We start from the raw sequence: 20,808 nt of genomic DNA, 5'->3' as shown, positions 1-20,808 counted from the left end.
AGTTCCTCTAGGAAGTCGCGCCGGTGGCGATTTCCACTGGCTCGATCTGCACCAGCAATTGACCGCCACGCACCTGATCACCGGCAGACGCGGCCAGCTTAATGACAGTGCCATCGCGATCGGCTTTCAGCGGGTGCTCCATCTTCATAGCCTCCATAACGGCGATGGTGTCGCCGCAGCGGACGGCCTGGTTGGCCTGTACATGAATTTCCACGATGCAGCCGTCCATCGGCGCGGTGATGTGACCGCTGCCCTGTGCCAGCGCGGTGCGCGCCGGAGCCTGCGTAGTATCGACAAACTGCCACTGGCGGCCGTCGCGCAGCAGAAATAGCGCGTTATCGACCCGCACAAAGCGCTGCTCAAGCTCGACACCGTCGACGGTCAGCCGAGCGCAGCGGTCGGCGAATTGCCGCACTTCGATGTCAAAATCCCGGCCTTCCACCATTACGCGATAGCTGTGCCCGCCGCGACAGGCGAGCCGGCAGTGCAATTCCTGTGCATCACATTGCAGCTGGTAATGCAGCGGCAGGCTGTGGTCGCCGCTGCGCCAGTTCGCGCGCCCGCTGCGTCTGTCCGCTGCGCGCAGATGGCGCTCGTGGTTCAGTGCGGCGGCGATCGCCTGCGTCCAGGTGTCCGGCGCTGGCTGCGCCGGATACCAGTTGGCATCTTCCAGGAACGCGGTAGTGGCTTCGCCGGCGACAAAGCCCGGCTGTTGGAGCAGCTGGCGCAGGAAGTGGATATTGTTCTTGGGGCCGATCAGCTGCAGCTCGCCGAGGGCGCGGTGCAGCCTGCGCCGCGCCTCCTCGCGGTCCCGCCCCCAGGCGATCAGCTTCCCGAGCATCGGGTCGTAGAAGGGCGACACTTCGCTGCCCTGCAGCAGCGCGTGGTCGATGCGGATACCTTCCCCGGCCGGTTCGCGCCAGTGGTGAACGGGGCCGGTCTGCGGCAGGAACTGATTTTCCGGATCCTCCGCGTAGAGCCGCACCTCGATGGCATGGCCGCGCTGCGTCACCGCCTGCTGGGTGACCGGCAGCGGCTCGCCGCGCGCGACCGCCAGCTGCCAGGCCACCAGATCGAATCCGGTGACCATCTCGGTGACCGGGTGCTCCACCTGCAGGCGGGTGTTCATCTCGAGAAAATAGAAGTCGCCGCTGCGGTCAAGTAAAAATTCCACCGTGCCCGCACCCAGGTAGCCGCAGGCGCGCGCCGCGGCCACAGCCGCCGCGCCCATCCTCTCGCGCAGTTGCGCATCGACGGCCGGGGAGGGCGACTCCTCGACGATCTTCTGGTGCCGCCGCTGGATGGAGCAGTCGCGCTCGCCGAGATGAATGACATTGCCGTGGCTGTCTGCGAATACCTGTATCTCGATATGGCGCGCGTCCAGCAGCGCCTTTTCCAGGATAATTTCGTCGCTGCCGAAGGCGCCGAGCGCCTCACTGCGCGCAGAGCGCAGCTGCGCGGCGAAGCTGCCCGCATCTTGCACCAGGCGCATGCCGCGGCCGCCGCCGCCGGCGGCGGCCTTGATCATCAGGGGAAAACCGATTCTTTGCGCCTCGGCCATCAGCGTGTCGTCGCCCTGGCTGCCCCCCGGATCCGAGTGCGAGAAGCCGGGAATACAGGGAACTCCGGCGTTCGCGACAAAGTCCTTGGCCCTGCGCTTGTTGCCCATCAGCTCGATGACTTCGGCGGACGGGCCGATGAATACCAAGCCGGCCTCGGCGCAGGCGCGGGCGAACCCGGCGTTTTCCGCCAGAAAGCCGTAGCCGGGGTGAACCGCGGCGGCACCGGCTTTTTGGGCGGCGGCAATGATCTTGTCAATATCCAGATAGGATTCGGCGGGAGTCTGGCCGCCGATGGCAAGGGCGCGGTCGGCGTCCCGCGTGTGCAGTGCGTCGCGGTCCGCATCGCTGTAGACCGCCACGGTGCTGTAGCCCTCGGCGCGGGCAGTGCGGATGATGCGCCGTGCGATCTCGCCCCGGTTGGCAATTAACAGGGTGGGGGAGATTGACATCAGTATTGCCACTCCGCGGCTCGTTTTTCCAGGAAGGCGCGGGCACCTTCGCGCCCCTCGTGGCCCTGGATCGCATTGGAAAAAGCTTCGGCGCCGCGGTCGAGTAAGCGGCTCAGCTGCTCATCATCCGCGACCTGTGCACTGGCGAGCAGCAGTTGCTTGGTCGCGGCCAGTGCCGCGGGCGCGCAGGCGCGGATCGCCTGCAGCTGCGCTTGCAGCTCCTGTTCCAGCGCTGCGGACCCGTCGGCCAGCAGGTGGCAGAGACCGACGCGCTGCGCCTGCGGCGCATCGATGGTTGCTCCGCTCAGCGCGAGGCGCCGGGACTGGGAGAGCCCGAGACGGGATACCACAAACGGCGCTATCTGCGCGGGCGGCAGGCCGAGCCGGGTTTCGGGCAGTGAGAACTTCGCCGCGCTATCGGCAATGGCAATGTCTGCGATGCAGGCGAGACCGACGCCGCCGCCCATTACCGCGCCCTCCAGCAGCGCAATGATCACCAGGCGCGAGCGGTTGAATTTCTCCAGCAATTCGCCGAAACGGCGGTTGAGCCGGTAAAAAGCCTCCGCGTCGCCGTCGCTGGCGCGCTGCTGGGCCGCCAGCATGTCGCCGATATCGCCTCCGGCACAGAAGTTGCCGCCCGCGCCGCGCAGGACCAGCGCGCGCACGCTTTTGTCCTCTTCGGCTCGCTGCAGTTGCTGTAGCAGCTCCTCCACTATCTGCAGGCTGATCGCATTGCGCTGCTGCGGCCTGTTTAGCGTGACGATCTGGGCGATGCCATTAGTTTCGCTCACAATTGTCTGCATGCGGTTCACGCCTCAGGTTTGCGTTTGCCCGGCAGTATGCCCATCAGCTTGCAGATAATGCCGAGCATCACCTCATCGGCGCCGCCGCCGATGGCGGTCAGGCGACAGTCGCGGTAGGCGCGGTTGATTGCCGTCTCCTCGATATAGCCCATACCGCCCCAGAACTGCAGGCACTGGTCGGGAATACTGCGGGACAGGCGGCCGGCCTTGAGCTTGGCCATGGACGCGAGTGTGGTGACATCCTCGCCGCCCACGTAGGCCTCCACTGCCTGCCAGGTCAGTGCGCGCAGGCACTCGACTTCGGTCTGCATTTCGGCCAGGGCGAAGTGCACCGTCTGGTTCTGCAGCAGCGGCGCGTCGAAGGCGTGGCGTTCGCGCACATAGTCGATGGTGCTGCTGACACAGTTCTCCAGGCCCTTGATGGTCAGTGCGGCACCGGCGAGCCGCTCCTCCTGGAACTGCAGCATCTGCAGCAGGAAACCCGCACCCTCGTCGCCGATGCGGTTGCTCTGCGGCACCCGCACATTGTCGAAGAACACCGGCGCCGTTTCCGAGGAGCGCATGCCGAGCTTTTCCAGTTTCTGGCCGACGCGCACGCCGGGCGTCTTGGCCGGAATGATCAGCAGCGACTTGTTCCGGTGCGCAGCACCGTCACCGGTATTGACCAGGGTGCAGAAAAAATCCGCACAGGGTGCGTTGGTGATCCACATCTTGCTGCCGTTGACGATATAGTCGCCACCGTCGGCCACCGCAGTGGTCTTGATGCCTGCGACATCCGAGCCGGCGCCGGGTTCGGACACGGCGATGGCGCCGACCATCTCGCCGCGAATGGCCGGCGTCAGGAACTGTTCGCGCAGCGCATCGCTGGCGAAGTTCGCCAGCGCCGGGGTGCACATGGATGTCTGCACGGCGATGGACAGTGGTACACCGCCGCAGTGGGCGCCGCCGAGCTCCTCGAGAAAGACCGTTTCGTAACTGAAATCGAGACCGAGGCCGCCGTAGGTCGGGGACTTGCTGATGCCGAGCAGACCCAGCTGGCCGAGTTGCTGGAAAATTTCGCGGATCGGGAAGGCGCCGGCCCTTTCCCACGCCGTCACATTGGGATTGATTTCCTGCTGCACGAAATTGCGTACCGTGCGCTGCAGTTCCCGGTGTTCGTCGGTCAGTATCATTATTTTTGTCCCGTAAGTTTGATTCGTCTTCTTCTGTAGGAGCGGCCCTTGGCCGCGATAGATTTCCGCAATCTGCGATGAATCACAAACTGGCACAGGGTGAGGTCCTGCTGCCGGTGGCCCTTCGGGAAATATTTACCGATGAGGTTTTTTCCCGGAGGGCCACCGGCAGCAGGGCCGCTCGAAGCTCATCGCACTGCCGGGCCCTGATCGCGGCCATGGGCGGATGGCCGCCCCACCGCCCCTACAAAGTACTTTTCTAAAACCTCGCCACACCGAAGGTGCTTTTGCGCAGATTAAACCGCTCCGATTCACGGCAGATTTCCAGCAGCATCCCCAGCAGCTTGCGGGTGTCCCGCGGATCGATAATGCCGTCGTCCCAGAGACGCGCGCTGCAGGCGAGGGCATCGGAATTGGCCGCCATAAACGCGGCGGTATCCGCTTCCAGTTTATTCAGGGCACTCTCGTCCACCTTGCCAGCGCGCTGCATCTTCTGCTCGCTGACGATACGCAGCACCTTGCCGGCCTGGGCGGCGCCCATCACCGCGGTGCGCGAGTTGGGCCAGGCGAAGATGAAGCGCGGGTCGAAGCCGCGGCCGCACATGGCGTAGTTGCCCGCACCGTAGGAGCCGCCGACGACGATGCTGATCTTGGGCACCGAGGCATTGGCGACAGCCTGGATCATCTTCGAGCCGTGCTTGATGATGCCGTTCTGTTCGACCTCGGTGCCCACCATAAAGCCGGTGGTATTGTGCAGAAAGAGCAGCGGTGTGCCGCTCTGCTCACACAGCTGGATAAACTGTGCTGCCTTGTTGGCGCCCTTGGGTGTGATGGGTCCGTTGTTGCCGATCACGCCGACCGGCTGGCCCTCGATGCGGATATGGCCGCAGAACGTCTGGCGATCGAATTCCGGCTTGAACTCCAGCAGGGCAGAGGCGTCGGCGATGCGCGCAAGGATTTCGCGCACGTCGTAGGGTTTCTTGCTATCCGCCGGTATCAGGCCGAGCAGCTCCTCGATCGGGTAGCGCGGTTCCGTCCAGCCTGTGGGAGCCTGCCCGGCAGGCGAACCAGGCTCCCACAAGCTGGCGACGATCTCCCGCGCTATGCGGATGCCGTCGGCGTCATCTTCCGCCAGGTAGTCACCGCTGCCGGACTGCTGGCAGTGCATTTCCGCACCGCCGAGATCCTCCTCGACCGCCACTTCGCCGGTGGCCGCCTTTAACAGCGGCGGCCCGGCCAGGTACATGCCGGTCTGGCCGCGCACCATCACCACATAGTCGGACAGCCCCGGCTGGTAGGCGCCGCCGGCCGTGGCGCCGCCGTGGACGACGGTGACCTGGGGAATGCCCGCGGCGGAGAGGCGCGCCTGGTTGGCGAAGCCGCGCCCACCGGGCGCAAAGGTTTCGGTGGCGTACATCAGGTTGGCGCCGCCGCTCTGCGCCAGGGTGACGATCGGCAGGCGATTCTCCAGGGCAATCTGTTGCATGCGCAGCGCCTTGTCCATGCCCGCCGGAGAAATGGTGCCACCCTTGACGGCATAGTTGTCGACCCGCACCAGGCAGCGCCGGCCGCTGATCTGTCCGATGCCGCAGATGGCGCCGCCGCCCGCGCCACTGCCGTCGCGGTCATCATAGAGCTTGTAGCCGGCCAGTGCGCACAGCTCGACAAAGGGCGCGCCCGGATCCAGCAGGCGGTTGAGGCGCTCCCGCGGCAACAGCCAGCCGCGCTCTCTATCGCGCTCGGCTTTGTCCCGCTCCGCCTGAATCGGGCGCTGTTCCGCCGCGCGAAAGCGGGCGATGCTTTCCAGCATGGCGGCGCGATTGTCGTTGAACTCGGCCGAGCGACTGTCGAGTCGCGATTCGATCGGCTGCATCAGAGCTTGCCCTCGGCTTCCAGTTCCTCGACGACCTGGGGCCTGCGGCTGCGGTGGAAACCATTAAAACGATTGCCGCCGCACGCCGGTGCCGGGCGCCACAGCGGCGAGTGGTGTTTCAGGCTCGAGCCGCCGTCGATACGGAGCGTCTGGCCGGTGATGTAGCTCGCCGCGTCGGACAGGAGAAAGCAGACGGCGCCGCTGATCTCCGCCTCCTCGCCGAGGCGGTAGAGCGGAATACTGTCGCGAAAGCCGGGCAGGAGCTCCCGCAGAAACTCCGGGTCATAGGTGTCAAAACCGCTGGAGAGGATATAGCCGGGTGCTACGGCATTGACCCTGACACCGTGAGCGGCCCATTCGAGCGCCGCGGTTTCCGTGAGGTTTTCCATTCCGGCGCGGGCCGCGCCCGAGTGCCCCATCATCGGCATGCCGCCGACATTGTCCGCGGTAATATTGACGATGCTGCCGCCGTGCGTCTTCATCGACTGCAGGAACACTTCGCGGGCCATCAGGAAGCCGCCGAGCAGGTTGCTGCGCACGACGGCCTCGAAGCCCTTGCTCTTGATCTGCTCCAGCGGTGCCGGGAACTGGCCGCCGGCATTGTTTACCAGCCCGTGGATACATTGCCGCGCTTGCACTATAGCGGCGACGGTGTCGCGCACGGCGTCTTCGTCGCGGATATCGAGGCTGTGCAGGCTGCAGTCACCGCCGTCGGAGCGAATTTCCTCCGCCACCAGCGCCAGTTTTTCGGCACTGCGGCCAATCAGCACCACATGGGCACCGAGGCTCGCCAGTTCGTGGGCGATGCAGCGGCCGATACCGCTGCCGCCACCGGTGACCAGATGGGTCTGCCCGCTGAAGCTGCCGGGGCGCAGCTGGCTCTGATAGCGCATGAGGGGTTTCCTTTTTGGGGCTCGCCCCGCGCGGGGGCATTGGTCCGCATGTTGTCTTGTTCACGCTTGCACCCCGGGGGGTGAACACTCAGAATGCCCTAACGCTACCAAGCAAGCGCTTGGTATTCAATAGTGAATTTCAGGGCGGTGGGTACAGGGGGACTCGTGCAGAAAAAGGCGCAAGCATTAGTGAAGAAGTCGGGCGAAGTGTCGCCGCGCCAGCAGATTGCCGCGCTGGTGGCCGAGGGAAGCCTGACGGATCCCGATTCCCCTCGCGGGCGCCTGTTGCATGCCGCCGCGCGGCTGTTCGAGCAGAAGGGCTTCGCCCGCACTACGGTCAGGGATATCGCGGCCGAGGTCGGCATACTTTCCGGCAGTATCTTCCACCACTTCGCCAGCAAGGAGGACATACTCTGTACTGTGATGCAGGAGGTCACCATTTATGCCCGCGCGCGTATGGCCGGCGCGGTGGCCCTGGCGGCGTCGCCGCGCGAGAAGCTGCGGGCCTGTATCCTGTGCGAGCTGGAGGCGATCCACGGACTGGCGGTGCCGGGCTTTTCGATACTGGTGGCGGAATGGCGCAGCCTGTCGGCGGACAGTCAGAAGAAGGTGCTGCGCCAGCGGGACGAGTACGAGCAGATCTGGCTCGAGACCATCGCCGACACCCATTGCCCGGGGGGCGATGCCGCTCTGGTGCGCCGACTGCTACTGGGAGCGCTCAGCCATACGCACAGCTGGTTCAAACCGAGAGGCAGGGGATTGTCACTGGCCGAGCTGGCGGACCGGGTGTTGTCGATTTTCGCCCCGGCTTAGCCTGTCGCCTGTGGCCAATTAGAAGTGCCAGAGGTCCCCGGGAATTGTGCGCCTTGCCGCTTTTCCAGTGAAATCCCGGTCTATAAGGATTTGGGTGAGAACCAGTACTCACTGTATTTGAAGCGAATCTTTTAGTCTCTGCTGCGTCAATCGTCCGCAATGTGACACGGGATGTCACTAAATGACAGGAGCGCACAATGTCCGCCGAGGAGAAGTTTCAGGTAGTTTCCGCAGGGAAGACGCTGCGGGCCAAGGCGCCGGAAGCTGTACTGCAGGATGCGGCGAAAGCATTTGCCATTCCCCTTGCGCAGGCCCGCCGCCTGTTGGTCAAGGGATGGGTCATCAAGGACCAGTTGTCGTCCAAGCAGGTACTGGAATACCGCACCCGGCTGCAGCAGATCGGGCTGCGCGTAGAGGTATTTCCCGCCGGCAAATTCGACAACCGCGCCCTGATCGCGAAGGCCCAGTTTGCGCAGCAGCGACGCGTGCGCAGTCAGACCGCGGGCCTTGAGGCCGCTAGTACGGTATCTGCAGATATGGCGGTGGTTGAGCCGTCGCCCCCTGTTGAGCCGCAGAGAGCGCCGCCACAGAGTGTCGAGCCGCGGAAAGCCGAGCGACAGAGAGCCGACCAACAGAGAGCCGACCAACAGAGAGCCGAGCCCGTTGCCACCGCGGCGACATCCTCCGGTAAGGGTGGAGCCCGCGCCCAGGTAGAAGCCCTGTTTAGCGACGAGTTGCCCGCGGTGCGGGAAACCGCCGCCGAGCGCGCCGGGCTGCTACTGGGAATGCTGCCGGCCGCCCTGGTGCCGGGGCTGTTTGTCCTCTTGCTGTGCCTGTGCGGCTACACCGTCGCCCGCGCGCTCTGGCAGATTCCGCAGTCCATACTGGCCGGCGAATTCAGTGCACTGACGGCCACCGGCAGCCTGATTTCCGTTTCCTTGGCGGGTTTCATCTGCGCGCTGTTGCTGTGGCCGTACTTCTTCGTGCGGCGCCTGGCGCCCGCGCGCAACGGGGCCATTGACTTGCAGCAGTCCGATGCCAAGGGCTTGTACCTGATGCTGGACGTCCTCGCGGAGAAAACCGGCCTGCCGGCAGTGGAGCGGATTGCCGTCACCGTGGGTGTGGAGGTGATTGCCGAGCCCGACCTGGCCGAGATTCGCAGGCAGAGACTGCCGCTCAGCATAGGATTGGGGGCGGTCCGCTCCCTCAGGGGCAACGAACTGCTGGCACTGGTGGCGCGCTCACTGGGTGTGTTCCGCGGCAAACTCGGGGGCCTCACCGCCTGGCTGGTGTTGGATACTGCCCGCCGTCTGCAGCAAATACTGTGGGCGCTGGAAAATGAGCGCAATGTGGTCTCCGTGAGTGGCGACGCCAGCGCATTGCGAAAGCCGTGGCACGTCCTGTTTGCCAGCTGTGGCAGAGCGCTGATACCGCTGGTAGAGCGCCTGGACGGATGCCATAAGGCATTGTGTGCGCCGGTGGCCCGGCGACTGGAGAAAAGAGGCGACGCCTGGGCCGCACAGCTGCTCGGCAGCGACGCGTTCGTGGCCTTTGCCGAGAAATGGCATCAGCTGGTGCACGCGGATCTGGTGGTGGGAGAAATCAACCGCGAGGCTTCTGTCGCCGGTCAGCGCCTGCAGGATTATCCGGCGGCGGTACTTTGGATGCTGTGCAACCTCGATGACGATACCCGCTCCAACATCGAATTGGCGATGGCGCAGGCAAGTGACCCCTGGGATAACAACCAGGCCGCGGACAATGAACGCATAGCCTGGGCCGAAGCGCTGGCCCTGCAACCGCTGCTGCAACGGGAGTTTTCGCTGCAGAAACTGTTCGAAAACTTCACCGACCTGGTGAATGCGACCAGCGCTGCTGTCGCCGCGGAAGGCGCCCGGGCGGTGGAAAATCATCGCCTCCTGACGGTGAGCAAGGAGGCGGAACGGGCCCTGCAGCGGCTGGGCGAGTACTTCAATCAACTGCCGCCGCGGCTGTTCCTGCCACTGGAACTGCCTGCGGGTGAGGAGCTGCAGACCATGGACCTGCAGGAGGCCGTGGACTGGCTGCGCGGCAAACTGGTGGAGCTGCGCGAACTGGAGCAGCGCTGCGACAACCTGCGCGCGCGTGGCGTGGCCATGCAGCTGGGTTCGGGGTTGATCCGGATACAGGGCAGCATCCAGCCGCAGGAATATTTTCTGAGCGGCAGCACGCCCGCGGCAGCGGATGAAAGTGTCCGCGACAATCGCGTGCGCCGGCAGGAGCTGGCGCAGCAAATCCGGCAGATTTTCTCTGTGTTCTATCTCCGTATTCGTCGCGCACTGGCGGCGATGCCGGCGGGCGAGCGGCAGCTCGCCGAAAAGACGCTGGAGCAGCTGGCGGCCTATGAACCGCTGCAAACGCGCCTCGACAGGCTGGAAAACTACGCAGAAATTCTCGGCATGGCGATCGACCGCTTGTCACTGGAATCCGATCAGCGCGAGTTGGTGCAGAAATATTTCGCCCTGGCCGCGCAGGAGCTGGAAGCGGTGTTCACGGCCGTGGATGCGTCGGAGCAACTCCGCGGCCTGGGCCTGCACAGCGCACTGCAAGAGCGGGTAGACAGGTCGCCGGTGCCGAAGCTGCCGCAAAAGCGCCAGGCCCTGATCGATGTCCTGCAGGCACTGGAACTCAAATGCAAGTACGCCAGTGCGGCGATTGGCGAGCACTACCGCATCCAGCTCGCCCGGTTGCTGGAATCCTGCCTGAAGCAGGAGAGGGCGATGGACATCCGGCCGCTGCGGCTCTTGAAGCCCGTGTAGGAGCGGCGGGGCGGCCATCCGCCGTTGGCCGCGATCGGTCTCTGCTGAGTAACCGCTCGTTCTGATCAAGCGGCCCTGCTGCCGGTGGCCTCCCGGGAAAAAACCTGATCGGTAAATATTTCCCGGAAGGCCACCGGCAGCAGGGCCTTGCATCGCGCCAGCTGAATGATTGTGCGCGGTTCGAACCGGTCTCCGCAGTTCGATCGCGGCCAACGGCGGATGGCCGCCCCGCCGCTCCTGCAGTGGTTGGTGAGTTTAGCCGCCGGCCAGTTTGACCTTGTAAGCGCGGGACTCCAGCAGCGCCTTGATCTCCTCGCGCTTGTCGCCCTGGATTTCGATCACCCCATCCTTGAGCGCGCCGCCGCAACCGCAGCGCTTTTTCATCTCCGCGAGCAGCAACTTGAGTTCGCTATCGGTCCCGGGCAGGCCGCGCACGCAGGTAACGCCCTTGCCCTTGCGGCCCTTGGTTTCCCGTTGAATGCGCACAATGCCGTCGCCCTCGCGGCGGCTTTCCGGTTTGGGCTCCTCCTCAATGCGGCCGCGGTCGGTGGAGTACACCGGGCGACTGTCTTTTGCCATATTGACCTCTGACTGGATTTTTGGCGATTGTGGTCGCCGTGCAGGACTTTGTCTAGCGGCGTCCCTTCACTGGCGCTATAGTTTGTGCCTCGAGAAAAGGGGAAATCTATGGCTTTGACCGGCAGACGCAAGTGGCTCAACGAGGTGATATTCGGCACGGATACACCGGCGGGCAGGGGTTTTGATGTCTTCCTGATCTGGGCCATTCTGATCAGTGTCGCGCTGGTGCTACTGGCGTCTGTTCAGAGGATCGCCGGTCAGTACGGCGAACTGTTGTTTGCCCTGGAGTGGTTTTTTACCGTTCTGTTTACCGTTGAGTACCTGCTCCGCATCTACTGTTCGGTAAACCGCCGCCTTTATATCACCAGCTTCTACGGCATCGTCGATCTGCTCGCCATACTGCCCAGCTACCTGGCCCTGATCTTTGCCGGAGCCAGCACCCTGCTGGTGGTGCGTCTGTTGCGGGTGCTGCGCATCTTTAGGATCCTGAAACTGGTGCGCTACCTGCGCGACGCCAATACGCTGATGCGGGCCCTTTACCAGTCCCGGCACAAGATATTGGTTTTCTATGCCAGTGTCCTGGTGCTGTGCGTGATTTTTGGCTCCGTGATGTTCCTCGTGGAAGGGCCGACCCACGGCTTTACCAGCATACCGAAAAGCGTTTACTGGACCATCGTTACCATCACCACGGTGGGTTTCGGTGATATCACGCCGCAGACATCTCTGGGGCAGGCGATTGCGTCGCTGACGATGCTGACCGGCTATGCCATCATCGCCGTGCCCACTGGCATAGTGACTGCGGAACTGGCCTCAGAGCTGCACTACGAGCGCACCCTGAACCGCTGTCACAACTGTAGCCGCACCGGCCACGACAGGGATGCGGAGTACTGTAAGTTTTGCGGGTACAAACTGGATGAGGTGGGGTAGATTCCGGGGGAGCGCATGACTGCACGGCCTGAACCGCCGAATGAAAAGCCGTCACCGGTGATTGGCAGCTGGCGGGGTCATCTCTTTGCGGTGACGGTAGTCGCCGCGGTTACTGCGGTTACGGTACTGCTCGAAGTCTGGATCAAGAACTACAATCTGGTGTTGCTCTTTGTCCTCGCCGTAGTCATTACGGGGCTCAAGTATGGCTCCCGACCCGCGATTGTCGCGGCCGTCCTTTCCTTCCTTGGATTCAATTTTTTTCTTACCGAACCGAAATACACCTTTGAGGTATCGCAGCGGGATGAGCTGGCGACGCTGGTAATTCTGTTTGCAATCGCTTTGATCTGCGGCCCGGCGGCGTCGCGTATCCGCAGCCAGATTCTGCTGCTACAGGAACGTGTTGCACTGACCCGCGACCTGCAGTCCGCGCGGCTGCAGAGCGAGATGGAGCAGTTGCGCTCTGCGCTGTTGTCCTCGGTATCTCACGATCTCAGGTCTCCGCTGGCTGCGATGATGGGGGCGGCGGAGAGTCTGAAGGTACTCGATAAGCAATTGACGCCGGTGGACAGGGATGACTTGCTGGATACCATATTGCAGGAGAGCCGCCGTCTTGATAGCTATATACAGAACCTGCTGGATATGACCCGCCTCGGCCACGGAACTCTGAAAATTGAGCGCGACTGGGTTTCCATTGCCGATATTATCGGCAGCGCCGTGGCGCGGCTTCGGCGTTATTTTCCCGGTGTGAAGACAGAATTTTTGGCCAAATCTCCCCCGCCGCTGTTGTACGCTCACGCGGCACTGATCGAACAGGCTCTTTTTAACATCCTGGAAAATGCGGCCAGGTACTCACCCGCGGATGAGTGCATCCGCATCAGCGTAGCGCGGCAGGGTGATACCTGTGTGATCGAAATTGAGGACCGCGGGCCCGGGATTCCGGAAGCCCTGCGCGAGCAGGTCTTCGACATGTTCTATGCGGTCGCGGAGGGGGACAAGAAGGCGCAGAGCACGGGCATGGGGCTGGCGATCTGCCGCGGAATGATAGGCGCGCATGGCGGTACCGTGCGTGCCCTTGCCGGCACGCAGGGGAGGGGTACGCGGATAGTGGTGAAGCTGCCCGTCGATTATCCAAGCAGTCCCGCTGGTGGTTTGCCGCCGGAACATTGAGGTAGCGAATGAGCGCGAAGATAGCCGTCATCGACGATGAAACGCAGATTCGGCGCATGCTGCGCATTGCGCTGAAAAGCGAAAGCTATGAAGTTGTCGAGGCGGATTGCGGCAAAGGGGGGCTGGCGCTGATCGCCCGGCAACAGCCGGATCTGGTGGTGCTGGATCTGGGGCTGCCTGACATGGATGGCCACCAGCTGCTCAGCGAACTGCGCGGCTGGTCATCGGTACCGGTCATCGTGCTGTCGGTGCGCGCCGGCGAACGGGAAAAAGTGCGGGCGCTGGACGCGGGCGCGCAGGACTATGTGACCAAGCCTTTCAGCATCGAGGAGCTGCTCGCGCGCATTCGCGCCGCACTGCGCGACCGCATCAAACCGGACCAGCCCGCGATGCTCGACGACGGCTATCTGAAAATCGACCTGAGCCGGCGCCTGGTCGAGGTCGAGGGCAGCAGGGTGGATCTGACCCCGAAGGAATATGCAGTGCTGTCGGCGCTCGCCAGATCCCCCAATTGCGTGATCACCCAGACCCATTTGTTAGAGGAAATTTGGGGTCCCGGCCACAAAAATGATACCCACTATCTGCGCATTATCGTTAGCCATCTGCGGCAGAAGCTCGGCGACGATCCCACAGAGCCCAAATACATCAAGACCGAGGCCGGTGTGGGCTACAGGTTTATCTATTCCGATAATTCTGTTTGATGGACCGACATGCAGTTGTTGAACAGGGAAAAATTCCGCTGTAGGAGCGGCCCATGGCCGCGATCGGCGGTCGGGAGTAACAGAGGTCCGATCGCGGCCGTGGGCCGCTCCTACAGGGCATTATCGTTTCCCGGACGATCAGTAGCGCCAGAATATCCGCGTAAAAATAATCAGCAGCGGGAATATCTCCAGGCGGCCGCACAACATGGCGGCGTACATCAGCCATTTGGCCTGATCGGTGAGGCCGCCAAAGCCGGCGGCGGTGTCGCCGTAGCCCACGCCCATATTGTTCAGGCAGGCTGCGACCGTGCCGAAAGCGGTCTTTAAATCATGCCCGCAGGCGACCAGCCCCCAGGTAAAGACACAGGCCAGAAACACATACAGGAAGAAGAGTCCCCAGACCGAGCGGATAACCCTTTCCGAAACTACATGACCGCCCACCTTGGGCAGGCTGAGGGCGTTCGGGTGCACCAGCTGCTTGATCTCCTCCTTGCCCTGGCGGTAAAGCACCAGGAAGCGCATCGCCTTGATGCCGCCACAGGTGGAACCCACACAACCGCCGAAAAAACTGGAGCCGATTAGCAGGATCGCGACATGGTCCGGCCAGTTGGGATAGCCGGCTGTGGTCAGGCCGTTGTCGGTCATGATCGACAGCGTCTGGAAAAACCCGTGCACCAGGGCGCCCTGGCTGTCGAAGGTACCGGAACGATACAGCTCCACAACGGTAAAGCTCACAAGTATCCCGGTGACCGTAATGAAAAAGCGGAATTCGGAGTCCCGGAATATCGGTTTCAGACTGCGCCCGCTGATCACCAGGAAGTAGAGCGCAAAATTGACCGCGGCCAGCAGGGTGAAGACACCGCCCACCAATTCGATGGCAATGCTGTTGTTGTAGAAACCGAGGCTGTCGCCGTGGGAGGAGAAACCGCCGAGGGAAACCGTGGACAGGCTGTGACAGACGGCGTCGAACCAGGTCATGCCGGCAAGGCGGTAGGACAGGGTGCAGAGCGCAGCCAGGGCCAGGTAGATAAACCACAGGTGCTTGGCGGTATCGGCGATGCGCGGGGTGAGCTTGGATTCCTTCAGCGGCCCGGGCATTTCGGACTGGTACAGCTTGGCGCCGCCGATGCCGAGCAGCGGCAACACGGCGATGGCCAGCACGATAATACCGAGACCGCCGAGGAAGTTCAGCTGGGCGCGGTAATAGAGGATGGAGGGCGGCAGCGTATCTATATCTGACAGTACCGATGCGCCCGTCGTGGTAATGCCGGAGATCCCCTCGAACAGTGCATCGGTCAGGGTCAGGCCGAGGCGGCTGTCGAGAATAAACGGCGTGGCGCTGGCCGCGGAAAAGATGACCCAGAAGAGCACCACCACCAGGAAGCCGTCGCGGGTGCGCAGGGTGGCGGTGCGCTGCTGCGTAGCCAGAAAGCCAGTCAGCCCCAGCACCAGGGTGATCGCGAAGGTGATCAGGAAGGCGGAGATATCGCTTTCGTCATACAGCCAGCCCACCGCCACCGGCACCAGTGTGGTCAAACTGAACAGCAGGACCAGGAAACTGCACAGGTGGAGAACGGTGGTTATTCGTTGGTACTTTTGCATCGAGTCGGCCGTGTGGCCCGCTAGCCGGAAACGCGAGGAGATGCTAGGGAAAGGCGGCGTAATGATTCCAGTCGAATTTGACGGAATTGCGTAAAGAATTCGTAAAATTGCCCGCTCAGCCGACCTGGACCTGTTCTTCCACGTAGCGCACGCGCCAGCGGCGCGGACGGGCCAGTGAGAACGCCAGGGCCAGTGGACCAATGCGGCCGGCGAACATCAGCAGCATCAATACCACCTGGGCGGGCAGCGAGAGCTGCGCGGTGATGCCCCGCGAAAGGCCCACGGTGCCGAACGCGGAGAAGCCCTCGAACATCAAGTCCAGCAGCTGCAGTTGTGGCTCGAAAACGACCAGCAGGAAGTTGCCGAGCATCACCATCAGCAGGCTCAGCACCACGACACAGTTCGCCCGGAATACGGCATCGGTGGCCACCGCGCGCCCGAAGGCACTGGGCTGGTGCCGCCCGCGCAGGAAGGAACGGGTGGCGAGGACTACCACCATAAAGGTGCTGACCTTGATACCCGAAGCCGTGGAATTGCTGCCCCCGCCGATAAACATCAGCAGCATGATCAGCAGGGTGCTCGGCACCAGCAGGCCGGCGGTGTCCAGAGTGTTGAAGCCGGCGGTGCGTGGCGCTACTGCGGTGAACCAGGCGGCCCAGGGGCGCTCGCCCGCGGCCAGTGCGCCCAGTGTCTGCGGATTTTGCCACTCGAACAGCATGATCAAGAGCCAGGCGCCGAGAGCGAGGATGGCGGTACCGGTGAGGGTGAGTTTGCTGTGCAGACTCAGGGTGGCGAAACGCCGCTGTCGGCGCAGGTCCATCAATACGGTGAAACCCAGACCGCCGATAATAAACAGTCCGCTCACCACCAGGTTGATCAGCGGGTGGCTGGCCCACCGCGTGAGGCTGTCCGGGGAAAGACCGAAGCCGGCGTTATTGAAGGCGGAGACAGCATGGAAAAAGCTGTACCAGATCCCGCGCCAGAAACCCATTTCCGGTACCCAGACCAGGGACATCAGCGCCGTGCCCAGCAACTCCAGCGACAGTGCCAGCAGGGCTACCTGACGCACCACGATCAGCATGTCGCCGGGGGAGGTGAGGTTCATTGCCTCGCGCACCAGCAGTTGGCGGCGCAGGCCGAAGCGCGCGCCCAGGGCCATCACCGTCAGCGCGGCGAAAGTCATCAACCCCAGCCCACCCAGGTGGATCAGCAGCAGCACCACGATCTGGCCGAACAATGTCAGTGCGCTGCCGGTATCCACTACGACCAGGCCGGTCACAGTTACCGCCGAGCAGGCGGTGAACAGGGCCTGGGAAAATGTCAGTCCGTCGTGACTGGAGGCGGGCAGCCACAGGAGCAGGGCGCCGAGTACGATCAGTACCAGAAAGCCGATCGCGAGAATGGCCGGCGGGCTGTAGCGCCAGGCGCGCCTCAGGTTGAGTTCCAATGCGTTGGCGCGAAGACCGGGAATCCAGAATCTCATAGTGTTTCGGCGAAGCGGCGCAGGGCCTCCTCGTCGCCGACCAGCACCAGGTGATCGTTGCGGTGCAGCCGGTGAGTGGGGTCGGGGTGGAGAGTCAGCTGCTGTCCGTGCTTGAGTGCCACCAGATGGATCTGTTCCCTGTCGTACGGCAGTTCTGCCAGCGGGTGGTCTTCCAGCAGGTCGCCGGGGCGTATCTCGATCAGGAAAAAGTTATCCCCCAGACTGATGTAGTCGAGCATGTTCGGATGCGCCATGCTCTGGGCCACGCGCAGTCCCATTTCGTACTCCGGGTGCAGGATGCGGTCGGCACCCAGCTTTTGCACGATCCGGTGATGGATGCTGGTGATCGCCTTGACCCAGACCTCTTTGGCCCCCAGAGATTTCACTAACAGGGTACAGAGCGTGCTGGCCTCGATATGCTCACCGATGGCGACGAGGACCGCGTCGAAACGCTGCAGGTCCAGTTCGCGCAGTGCCTCTTCATCGGTGGCATCGGCGATCACGGTCTGGGTGAGGCTGTCGGCGATGCGATTGGCCTCTTCTTCTCTGAAGTCTACGCCCAGTACGTCGTGGCCCAGGCGCATCAACTCCAGGGCGACGGCAGTGCCGAAGGCGCCGAGGCCGATTATCGCGAATTGCTTTTTCATGCGGCGGTCCTTGCATTGCCATCTATGCCAGCCTGCAACCGGGCACTCGCCGCCCGCGATTTACCAGTCCTCTGGCACCCGTACGGCGATGACTTCGGCGGTGGCACAGACCCGGCCGTCGCTGCTCAGGGTGCAGTGCAGCAGGGTTTTCCTTCCGTTGCGCTCGATGATAGTCGCCTCCAGCATAGCTGGCTTGTCGATGGCCGCCGGTGCCTTGTATTGCACCTCGAGCTTGCCCGTGGCGTACCAGATCTTGCCCCCGCTGCCGATATCGCGCCCGGCCTGGAGATAGCCGTCGGCAATGGCGGTGCAGATGGTGTGGCAGTCGATCACAGTGGCGATGATGCCGCCGTTCAGGTACTGGACTGGGCCGGCGCTGTGGTGGGGCTGGGGGAGGAAGGTGCAACGGGTCTGGTCGTTGCCGCTCCAGTAACTCTTGATCTGCAGACCGCGGTCGTTGTCCGGTCCGCAGCCGAAGCAGTGGTTGCCGGGGATCTGGTCCTGGATTGCCGGTTGTTCGGTCATGCATCTTCCCTCTTTTTTTGCTGGCGCCATGCTAACGATTTGCGCCGGGCGGGGGAAGAAATTACCCTTGCGCTCCCTCAAGTTGGATGTAGTCGAACTGGAACCCATGGATATCTACGGCTTTTGCGCCCCCGGCTTTGAGGCGCTCTATGACACCTTCGCCCATAACTTCCGCGAGTGCGGCGATAGTGGCGCGGCATTTGCGGTGCGCCAGCACGGCGAACTGATCGTCTCGCTCTGGGCCGGCGGCGCCGACCGGGACGGGGCCACGCCCTATACCGAAGATACCCTGGCCAATGTCTTTTCCTCCTCCAAGGGCGTACTGGCTGTACTCACCTTGCAGCAGGTGGCGGCCGGCAACCTGGATCTGGACCGCCCCGTGGCGGACTACTGGGCGGAGTTTGCCGCTGGCGGCAAGGAGGAAATTACTGCGCGGCAGCTGCTCTGCCACCGCGCCGGTCTGGTGGCGTTCCGCCAAAAGGTCACCGATGGACTGATCTACGACTGGGACGGCGCCTGCGCCCAGGTCGCCGCGGCGGAACCCTGGTGGGTCCCGGGCAGCCACCAGGGCTATGCCCCCTTCCTGTATGGCTGGAGCCTGGGCGGTCTGCTGGAGCGGGTTTCCTCGACCCCGCTGCCGGAACTTTATCGGCAGGGGCTGGCCAAACCCCTGGATCTCGACGGCGGCTTCGGTGCTCTGGGTCACCGCTCGGCACGCATCGCCGATGTGGGGCCGCTGAAGCAGCCGCTGCCGGAACTGCGGGAAAATGCCGTGGGGCGGGCGATCAAAGAGGATCGCAAGGGGCCGGTGGCGATGGCCTTCACCAATCCCGTCAGTCTGATGATGGGCACTAACAGTCCGGAGTGGCGCGGGGCGCTGATTCCCGCGGCCAATGGCCATTTCAGTGCGCGGGACCTGGCGGCGGTCTACGGAGATCTCGCCGCGGATCAGCCGACCGTCCTGACGCGGGAGTTGGTGGAAGAGGCCGCGCGCGAGCAGAGTCACGGGCGCGACGCGGTATTGCAGGCGGAGATCAGTTTCGGCTGCGGTTTCATTCGCAGTGGCCGGGCCGCCGACCTGCGCTTTGGCGGTGAGCGGGGCTTCGGCCACCCGGGTGCCGGCGGCAGTGTCGGTTTTGCGGATCCGCAGTGCGGTATCGGCTGCGGCTATGTCACCACGCGCCTCGGCCAGAGCCTGTTTATGGACCGGCGCTCGGTGAGCCTGGTGGAACAACTGTATAGGTTGCTGTGATGGAGCAGAAGCTGGCGGAGCTGACCGCGCGAGTGGAGGAGCTGGAAAGCCGCGTCGCTTTTCAGGAAGACACCCTGGCGCAGCTCAATGATGTAATCGTGACGCAGGATGCGAATATCCGCGCCATGCTGGCGCGCCTGCGGGAACTGGGAGACAAGTGCCAGGATCTCTCATTTGAATTGCAGGGCGGCGACAAGGGCACAGAGGATAAGCCGCCTCATTACTGATTTTTGTCCGACCAGTTGGAGTTGACCAACTGGTCCGGGAGAAATGCGGCAATGGCCAGGTGGTACTCGTGTGCCTTAATGCCTTTCGTAAAGTATATTCAAGCCCTTAAGCATAAAGTTTTCTAAAAAAAAATTTGGCGGCCCTCTAGTCAGCTATTGACAAAGTTTTTTCCACATGGCGAAGAGGGAGGATTGCAGCCGCGGGCGAGGGTAAAAAATTGGTACGCAAAATCTTGATATTTTTGTAACTTGTTGTTTTGTAAGAAAAAAATAGGCAAGTTTAAAAAGTGTGCAAAATGCTGGGGGCAAGAATCCGCGCTGCTTGGCGTAGCCTTTTACTGCTTCATGCACAGAGTTATCCACAGAAGCTGTGGACGAAGCGCCGGAAGGCCGGCGTATCCATTCAGGGCGTAGCCACACTGCCGCTACCTGTGCTGTGACACAATTCGAAGTCACAATTGGGCGCCAATCGGTAGACCTGCTTGCGAATTGGCCCTAGGCTTCGGTTCCGAAAAACAGAGCCCGGTTCAGCTGCCAGTCAGTTGACGGTGGCAATACTTTGATTCAAAGCGCGGGGGGGGGAATTACCCACCGTGCGTCTCGACACCCGTTCATAGACATAGCGTTTAGGAGAACCTTACATGAAAAAATGGGTAGCAATTCTCGCACTGGGCTCACTGGTGGGCTGTACCACGCTCGACCCCTACACGGGTGAAAGCAAGACCAGCAGTGCGGCCAAGGGAGCCGGTGCGGGCGCCGTGGCAGGGGCCATTATTGGCGCGGCTACCGCCAGCAAGAAAGATCGCAAGAAAGGTGCCCTCACTGGCGCCGTTGGCGGTGCGGCAATCGGCGGTGGTATCGGCTACTACATGGACCGCCAGGAGATGGCTCTGCGCCAGCGCCTGGAGGGCACCGGCGTGCGGGTACAGCGTGAGGGTGACAACATTCGCCTGATCATGCCCGGCAACATCACCTTTGCCACTGGCCGTGCAGATATTCGCACCGATTTCTACGACACCCTGGACTCGGTGATCATCGTGCTGAAAGAGTTTGACCAGACCGCTATCCGTGTCAGTGGACACACCGACAGCACCGGTTCCGACGTCTTTAACCAGAATCTGAGTGAGAGTCGCGCCAATTCCGTCGCTGGCTTCTTCACCGGCCGCGGTGTTGCCAGCGGTCGCGTGCAGGCGGTCGGTTATGGTGAGCGCTACCCCATTGCCGCCAACGACTCCGATGCTGGCCGCCAGGCCAACCGCCGCGTGGAACTGGAGTTGCTACCGCTCAAATAATATGAGACAAAACGGCCAGGAAGCCGTTTTGCACAGCCGCAGGCTG

18 protein-coding genes are annotated in these 20,808 nt (G+C 62.8%); 8 read left to right on the top strand and 10 right to left on the bottom strand.

What is annotated here, in order from left to right; genetic code table 11:
• Positions 1-7: 7 nt before the first annotated feature.
• The 5 genes from RRF64_RS04125 to RRF64_RS04105 all read right to left on the bottom strand — a co-directional run bounded on the left by RRF64_RS04125 (position 8) and on the right by RRF64_RS04105 (position 6,752).
• Entirely contained in the window at positions 8-2,011 is a 2,004-nt protein-coding gene (locus RRF64_RS04125) for an acetyl/propionyl/methylcrotonyl-CoA carboxylase subunit alpha (RefSeq protein ID WP_323844555.1), read from the bottom strand.
• Positions 2,011-2,802 carry an enoyl-CoA hydratase/isomerase family protein gene (locus tag RRF64_RS04120; RefSeq protein ID WP_323844554.1) on the bottom strand — a complete coding sequence of 264 codons (792 nt, stop codon included), beginning with the start codon at positions 2,800-2,802 and terminating at the stop codon, positions 2,011-2,013. Before RRF64_RS04120 ends, RRF64_RS04125 begins: the two co-directional genes overlap by 1 nt.
• A 17-nt stretch (positions 2,803-2,819) precedes the next feature.
• Positions 2,820-3,986 carry an acyl-CoA dehydrogenase family protein gene (locus RRF64_RS04115; RefSeq protein ID WP_323844553.1) on the bottom strand — a complete coding sequence of 389 codons (1,167 nt, stop codon included), beginning with the start codon at positions 3,984-3,986 and terminating at the stop codon, positions 2,820-2,822.
• 259 nt (positions 3,987-4,245) lie between these two features.
• Complete coding sequence (locus RRF64_RS04110) at positions 4,246-5,859, bottom strand: acyl-CoA carboxylase subunit beta (RefSeq protein WP_323844552.1); 1,614 nt, start codon at positions 5,857-5,859, stop codon at positions 4,246-4,248.
• Positions 5,859-6,752: an SDR family oxidoreductase gene (locus RRF64_RS04105; protein ID WP_323844551.1), complete on the bottom strand. Its 894-nt coding sequence runs from the start codon at positions 6,750-6,752 to the stop codon at positions 5,859-5,861. The genes RRF64_RS04110 and RRF64_RS04105 overlap by 1 nt, the downstream gene beginning before the upstream one ends.
• 189 nt (positions 6,753-6,941) lie before the next feature.
• Between RRF64_RS04105 and RRF64_RS04100 the strand changes: the two genes are divergently transcribed.
• Both RRF64_RS04100 and RRF64_RS04095 read left to right on the top strand, forming a co-directional pair.
• Positions 6,942-7,565, top strand: coding sequence for a TetR/AcrR family transcriptional regulator (locus tag RRF64_RS04100; protein WP_323844550.1), 624 nt, complete (start codon positions 6,942-6,944; stop codon positions 7,563-7,565).
• Positions 7,566-7,762: 197 nt separating this feature from the next.
• Positions 7,763-10,360, top strand: coding sequence for a hypothetical protein (locus RRF64_RS04095; RefSeq protein WP_323844549.1), 2,598 nt, complete (start codon positions 7,763-7,765; stop codon positions 10,358-10,360).
• 255 nt (positions 10,361-10,615) lie between these two features.
• On the opposite strand, the gene yciH is transcribed toward RRF64_RS04095, so the two are convergent.
• Positions 10,616-10,939 (bottom strand): stress response translation initiation inhibitor YciH, encoded by a 324-nt coding sequence (gene yciH / locus RRF64_RS04090; protein WP_323844548.1) that lies wholly within the window; start codon positions 10,937-10,939, stop codon positions 10,616-10,618.
• Between the two features lie 108 nt (positions 10,940-11,047).
• Between yciH and RRF64_RS04085 the strand changes: the two genes are divergently transcribed.
• Genes RRF64_RS04085 through RRF64_RS04075 form a run of 3 tightly spaced genes read left to right on the top strand, consistent with a single transcriptional unit; the run spans position 11,048 to position 13,734 of the window.
• Entirely contained in the window at positions 11,048-11,866 is an 819-nt protein-coding gene (locus RRF64_RS04085; protein ID WP_323844547.1) for an ion transporter, read from the top strand.
• Positions 11,867-11,881: 15 nt separating this feature from the next.
• Complete coding sequence (locus RRF64_RS04080) at positions 11,882-13,033, top strand: sensor histidine kinase (RefSeq protein ID WP_323844546.1); 1,152 nt, start codon at positions 11,882-11,884, stop codon at positions 13,031-13,033.
• Between the two features lie 8 nt (positions 13,034-13,041).
• Entirely contained in the window at positions 13,042-13,734 is a 693-nt protein-coding gene (locus tag RRF64_RS04075; protein ID WP_323844545.1) for a response regulator, read from the top strand.
• 138 nt (positions 13,735-13,872) lie between these two features.
• On the opposite strand, the gene RRF64_RS04070 is transcribed toward RRF64_RS04075, so the two are convergent.
• From RRF64_RS04070 to RRF64_RS04055, 4 genes are all read right to left on the bottom strand, one after another.
• Positions 13,873-15,336: a potassium transporter TrkG gene (locus tag RRF64_RS04070; RefSeq protein WP_323844544.1), complete on the bottom strand. Its 1,464-nt coding sequence runs from the start codon at positions 15,334-15,336 to the stop codon at positions 13,873-13,875.
• Between the two features lie 115 nt (positions 15,337-15,451).
• The gene (locus RRF64_RS04065) at positions 15,452-16,819 is read right to left on the bottom strand and encodes a TrkH family potassium uptake protein (RefSeq protein WP_323844543.1); all 1,368 of its coding nucleotides are present in this window, start codon (positions 16,817-16,819) and stop codon (positions 15,452-15,454) included.
• Positions 16,816-17,466: a potassium channel family protein gene (locus tag RRF64_RS04060; protein ID WP_323844542.1), complete on the bottom strand. Its 651-nt coding sequence runs from the start codon at positions 17,464-17,466 to the stop codon at positions 16,816-16,818. The genes RRF64_RS04065 and RRF64_RS04060 overlap by 4 nt, the downstream gene beginning before the upstream one ends.
• 60 nt (positions 17,467-17,526) lie before the next feature.
• Complete coding sequence (locus RRF64_RS04055; protein ID WP_323844541.1) at positions 17,527-17,991, bottom strand: PaaI family thioesterase; 465 nt, start codon at positions 17,989-17,991, stop codon at positions 17,527-17,529.
• 67 nt (positions 17,992-18,058) lie between these two features.
• Here RRF64_RS04055 and RRF64_RS04050 point away from each other — a divergent pair, with 67 nt between their 5' ends.
• From RRF64_RS04050 to RRF64_RS04040, 3 genes are all read left to right on the top strand, one after another.
• A complete protein-coding gene (locus tag RRF64_RS04050) occupies positions 18,059-19,243 on the top strand; it encodes a serine hydrolase domain-containing protein (RefSeq protein ID WP_323844540.1) in 1,185 nt (394 codons plus the stop codon).
• Positions 19,243-19,470, top strand: coding sequence for a SlyX family protein (locus RRF64_RS04045; protein WP_323844539.1), 228 nt, complete (start codon positions 19,243-19,245; stop codon positions 19,468-19,470). The genes RRF64_RS04050 and RRF64_RS04045 overlap by 1 nt, the downstream gene beginning before the upstream one ends.
• Before the next feature lie 641 nt (positions 19,471-20,111).
• Positions 20,112-20,762 carry a YiaD family glycine zipper/OmpA-like lipoprotein gene (locus RRF64_RS04040; protein WP_323844538.1) on the top strand — a complete coding sequence of 217 codons (651 nt, stop codon included), beginning with the start codon at positions 20,112-20,114 and terminating at the stop codon, positions 20,760-20,762.
• The last annotated feature ends 46 nt before the right edge of the window (positions 20,763-20,808 follow it).

The organism is Microbulbifer magnicolonia, from assembly GCF_035117725.1.
In the GTDB taxonomy this organism is placed as follows: domain Bacteria; phylum Pseudomonadota; class Gammaproteobacteria; order Pseudomonadales; family Cellvibrionaceae; genus Microbulbifer; species Microbulbifer magnicolonia.
The sequence above is the reverse complement of the archived record's forward strand: the minus strand, read 5'-3'. Positions and strand labels throughout refer to the sequence as shown.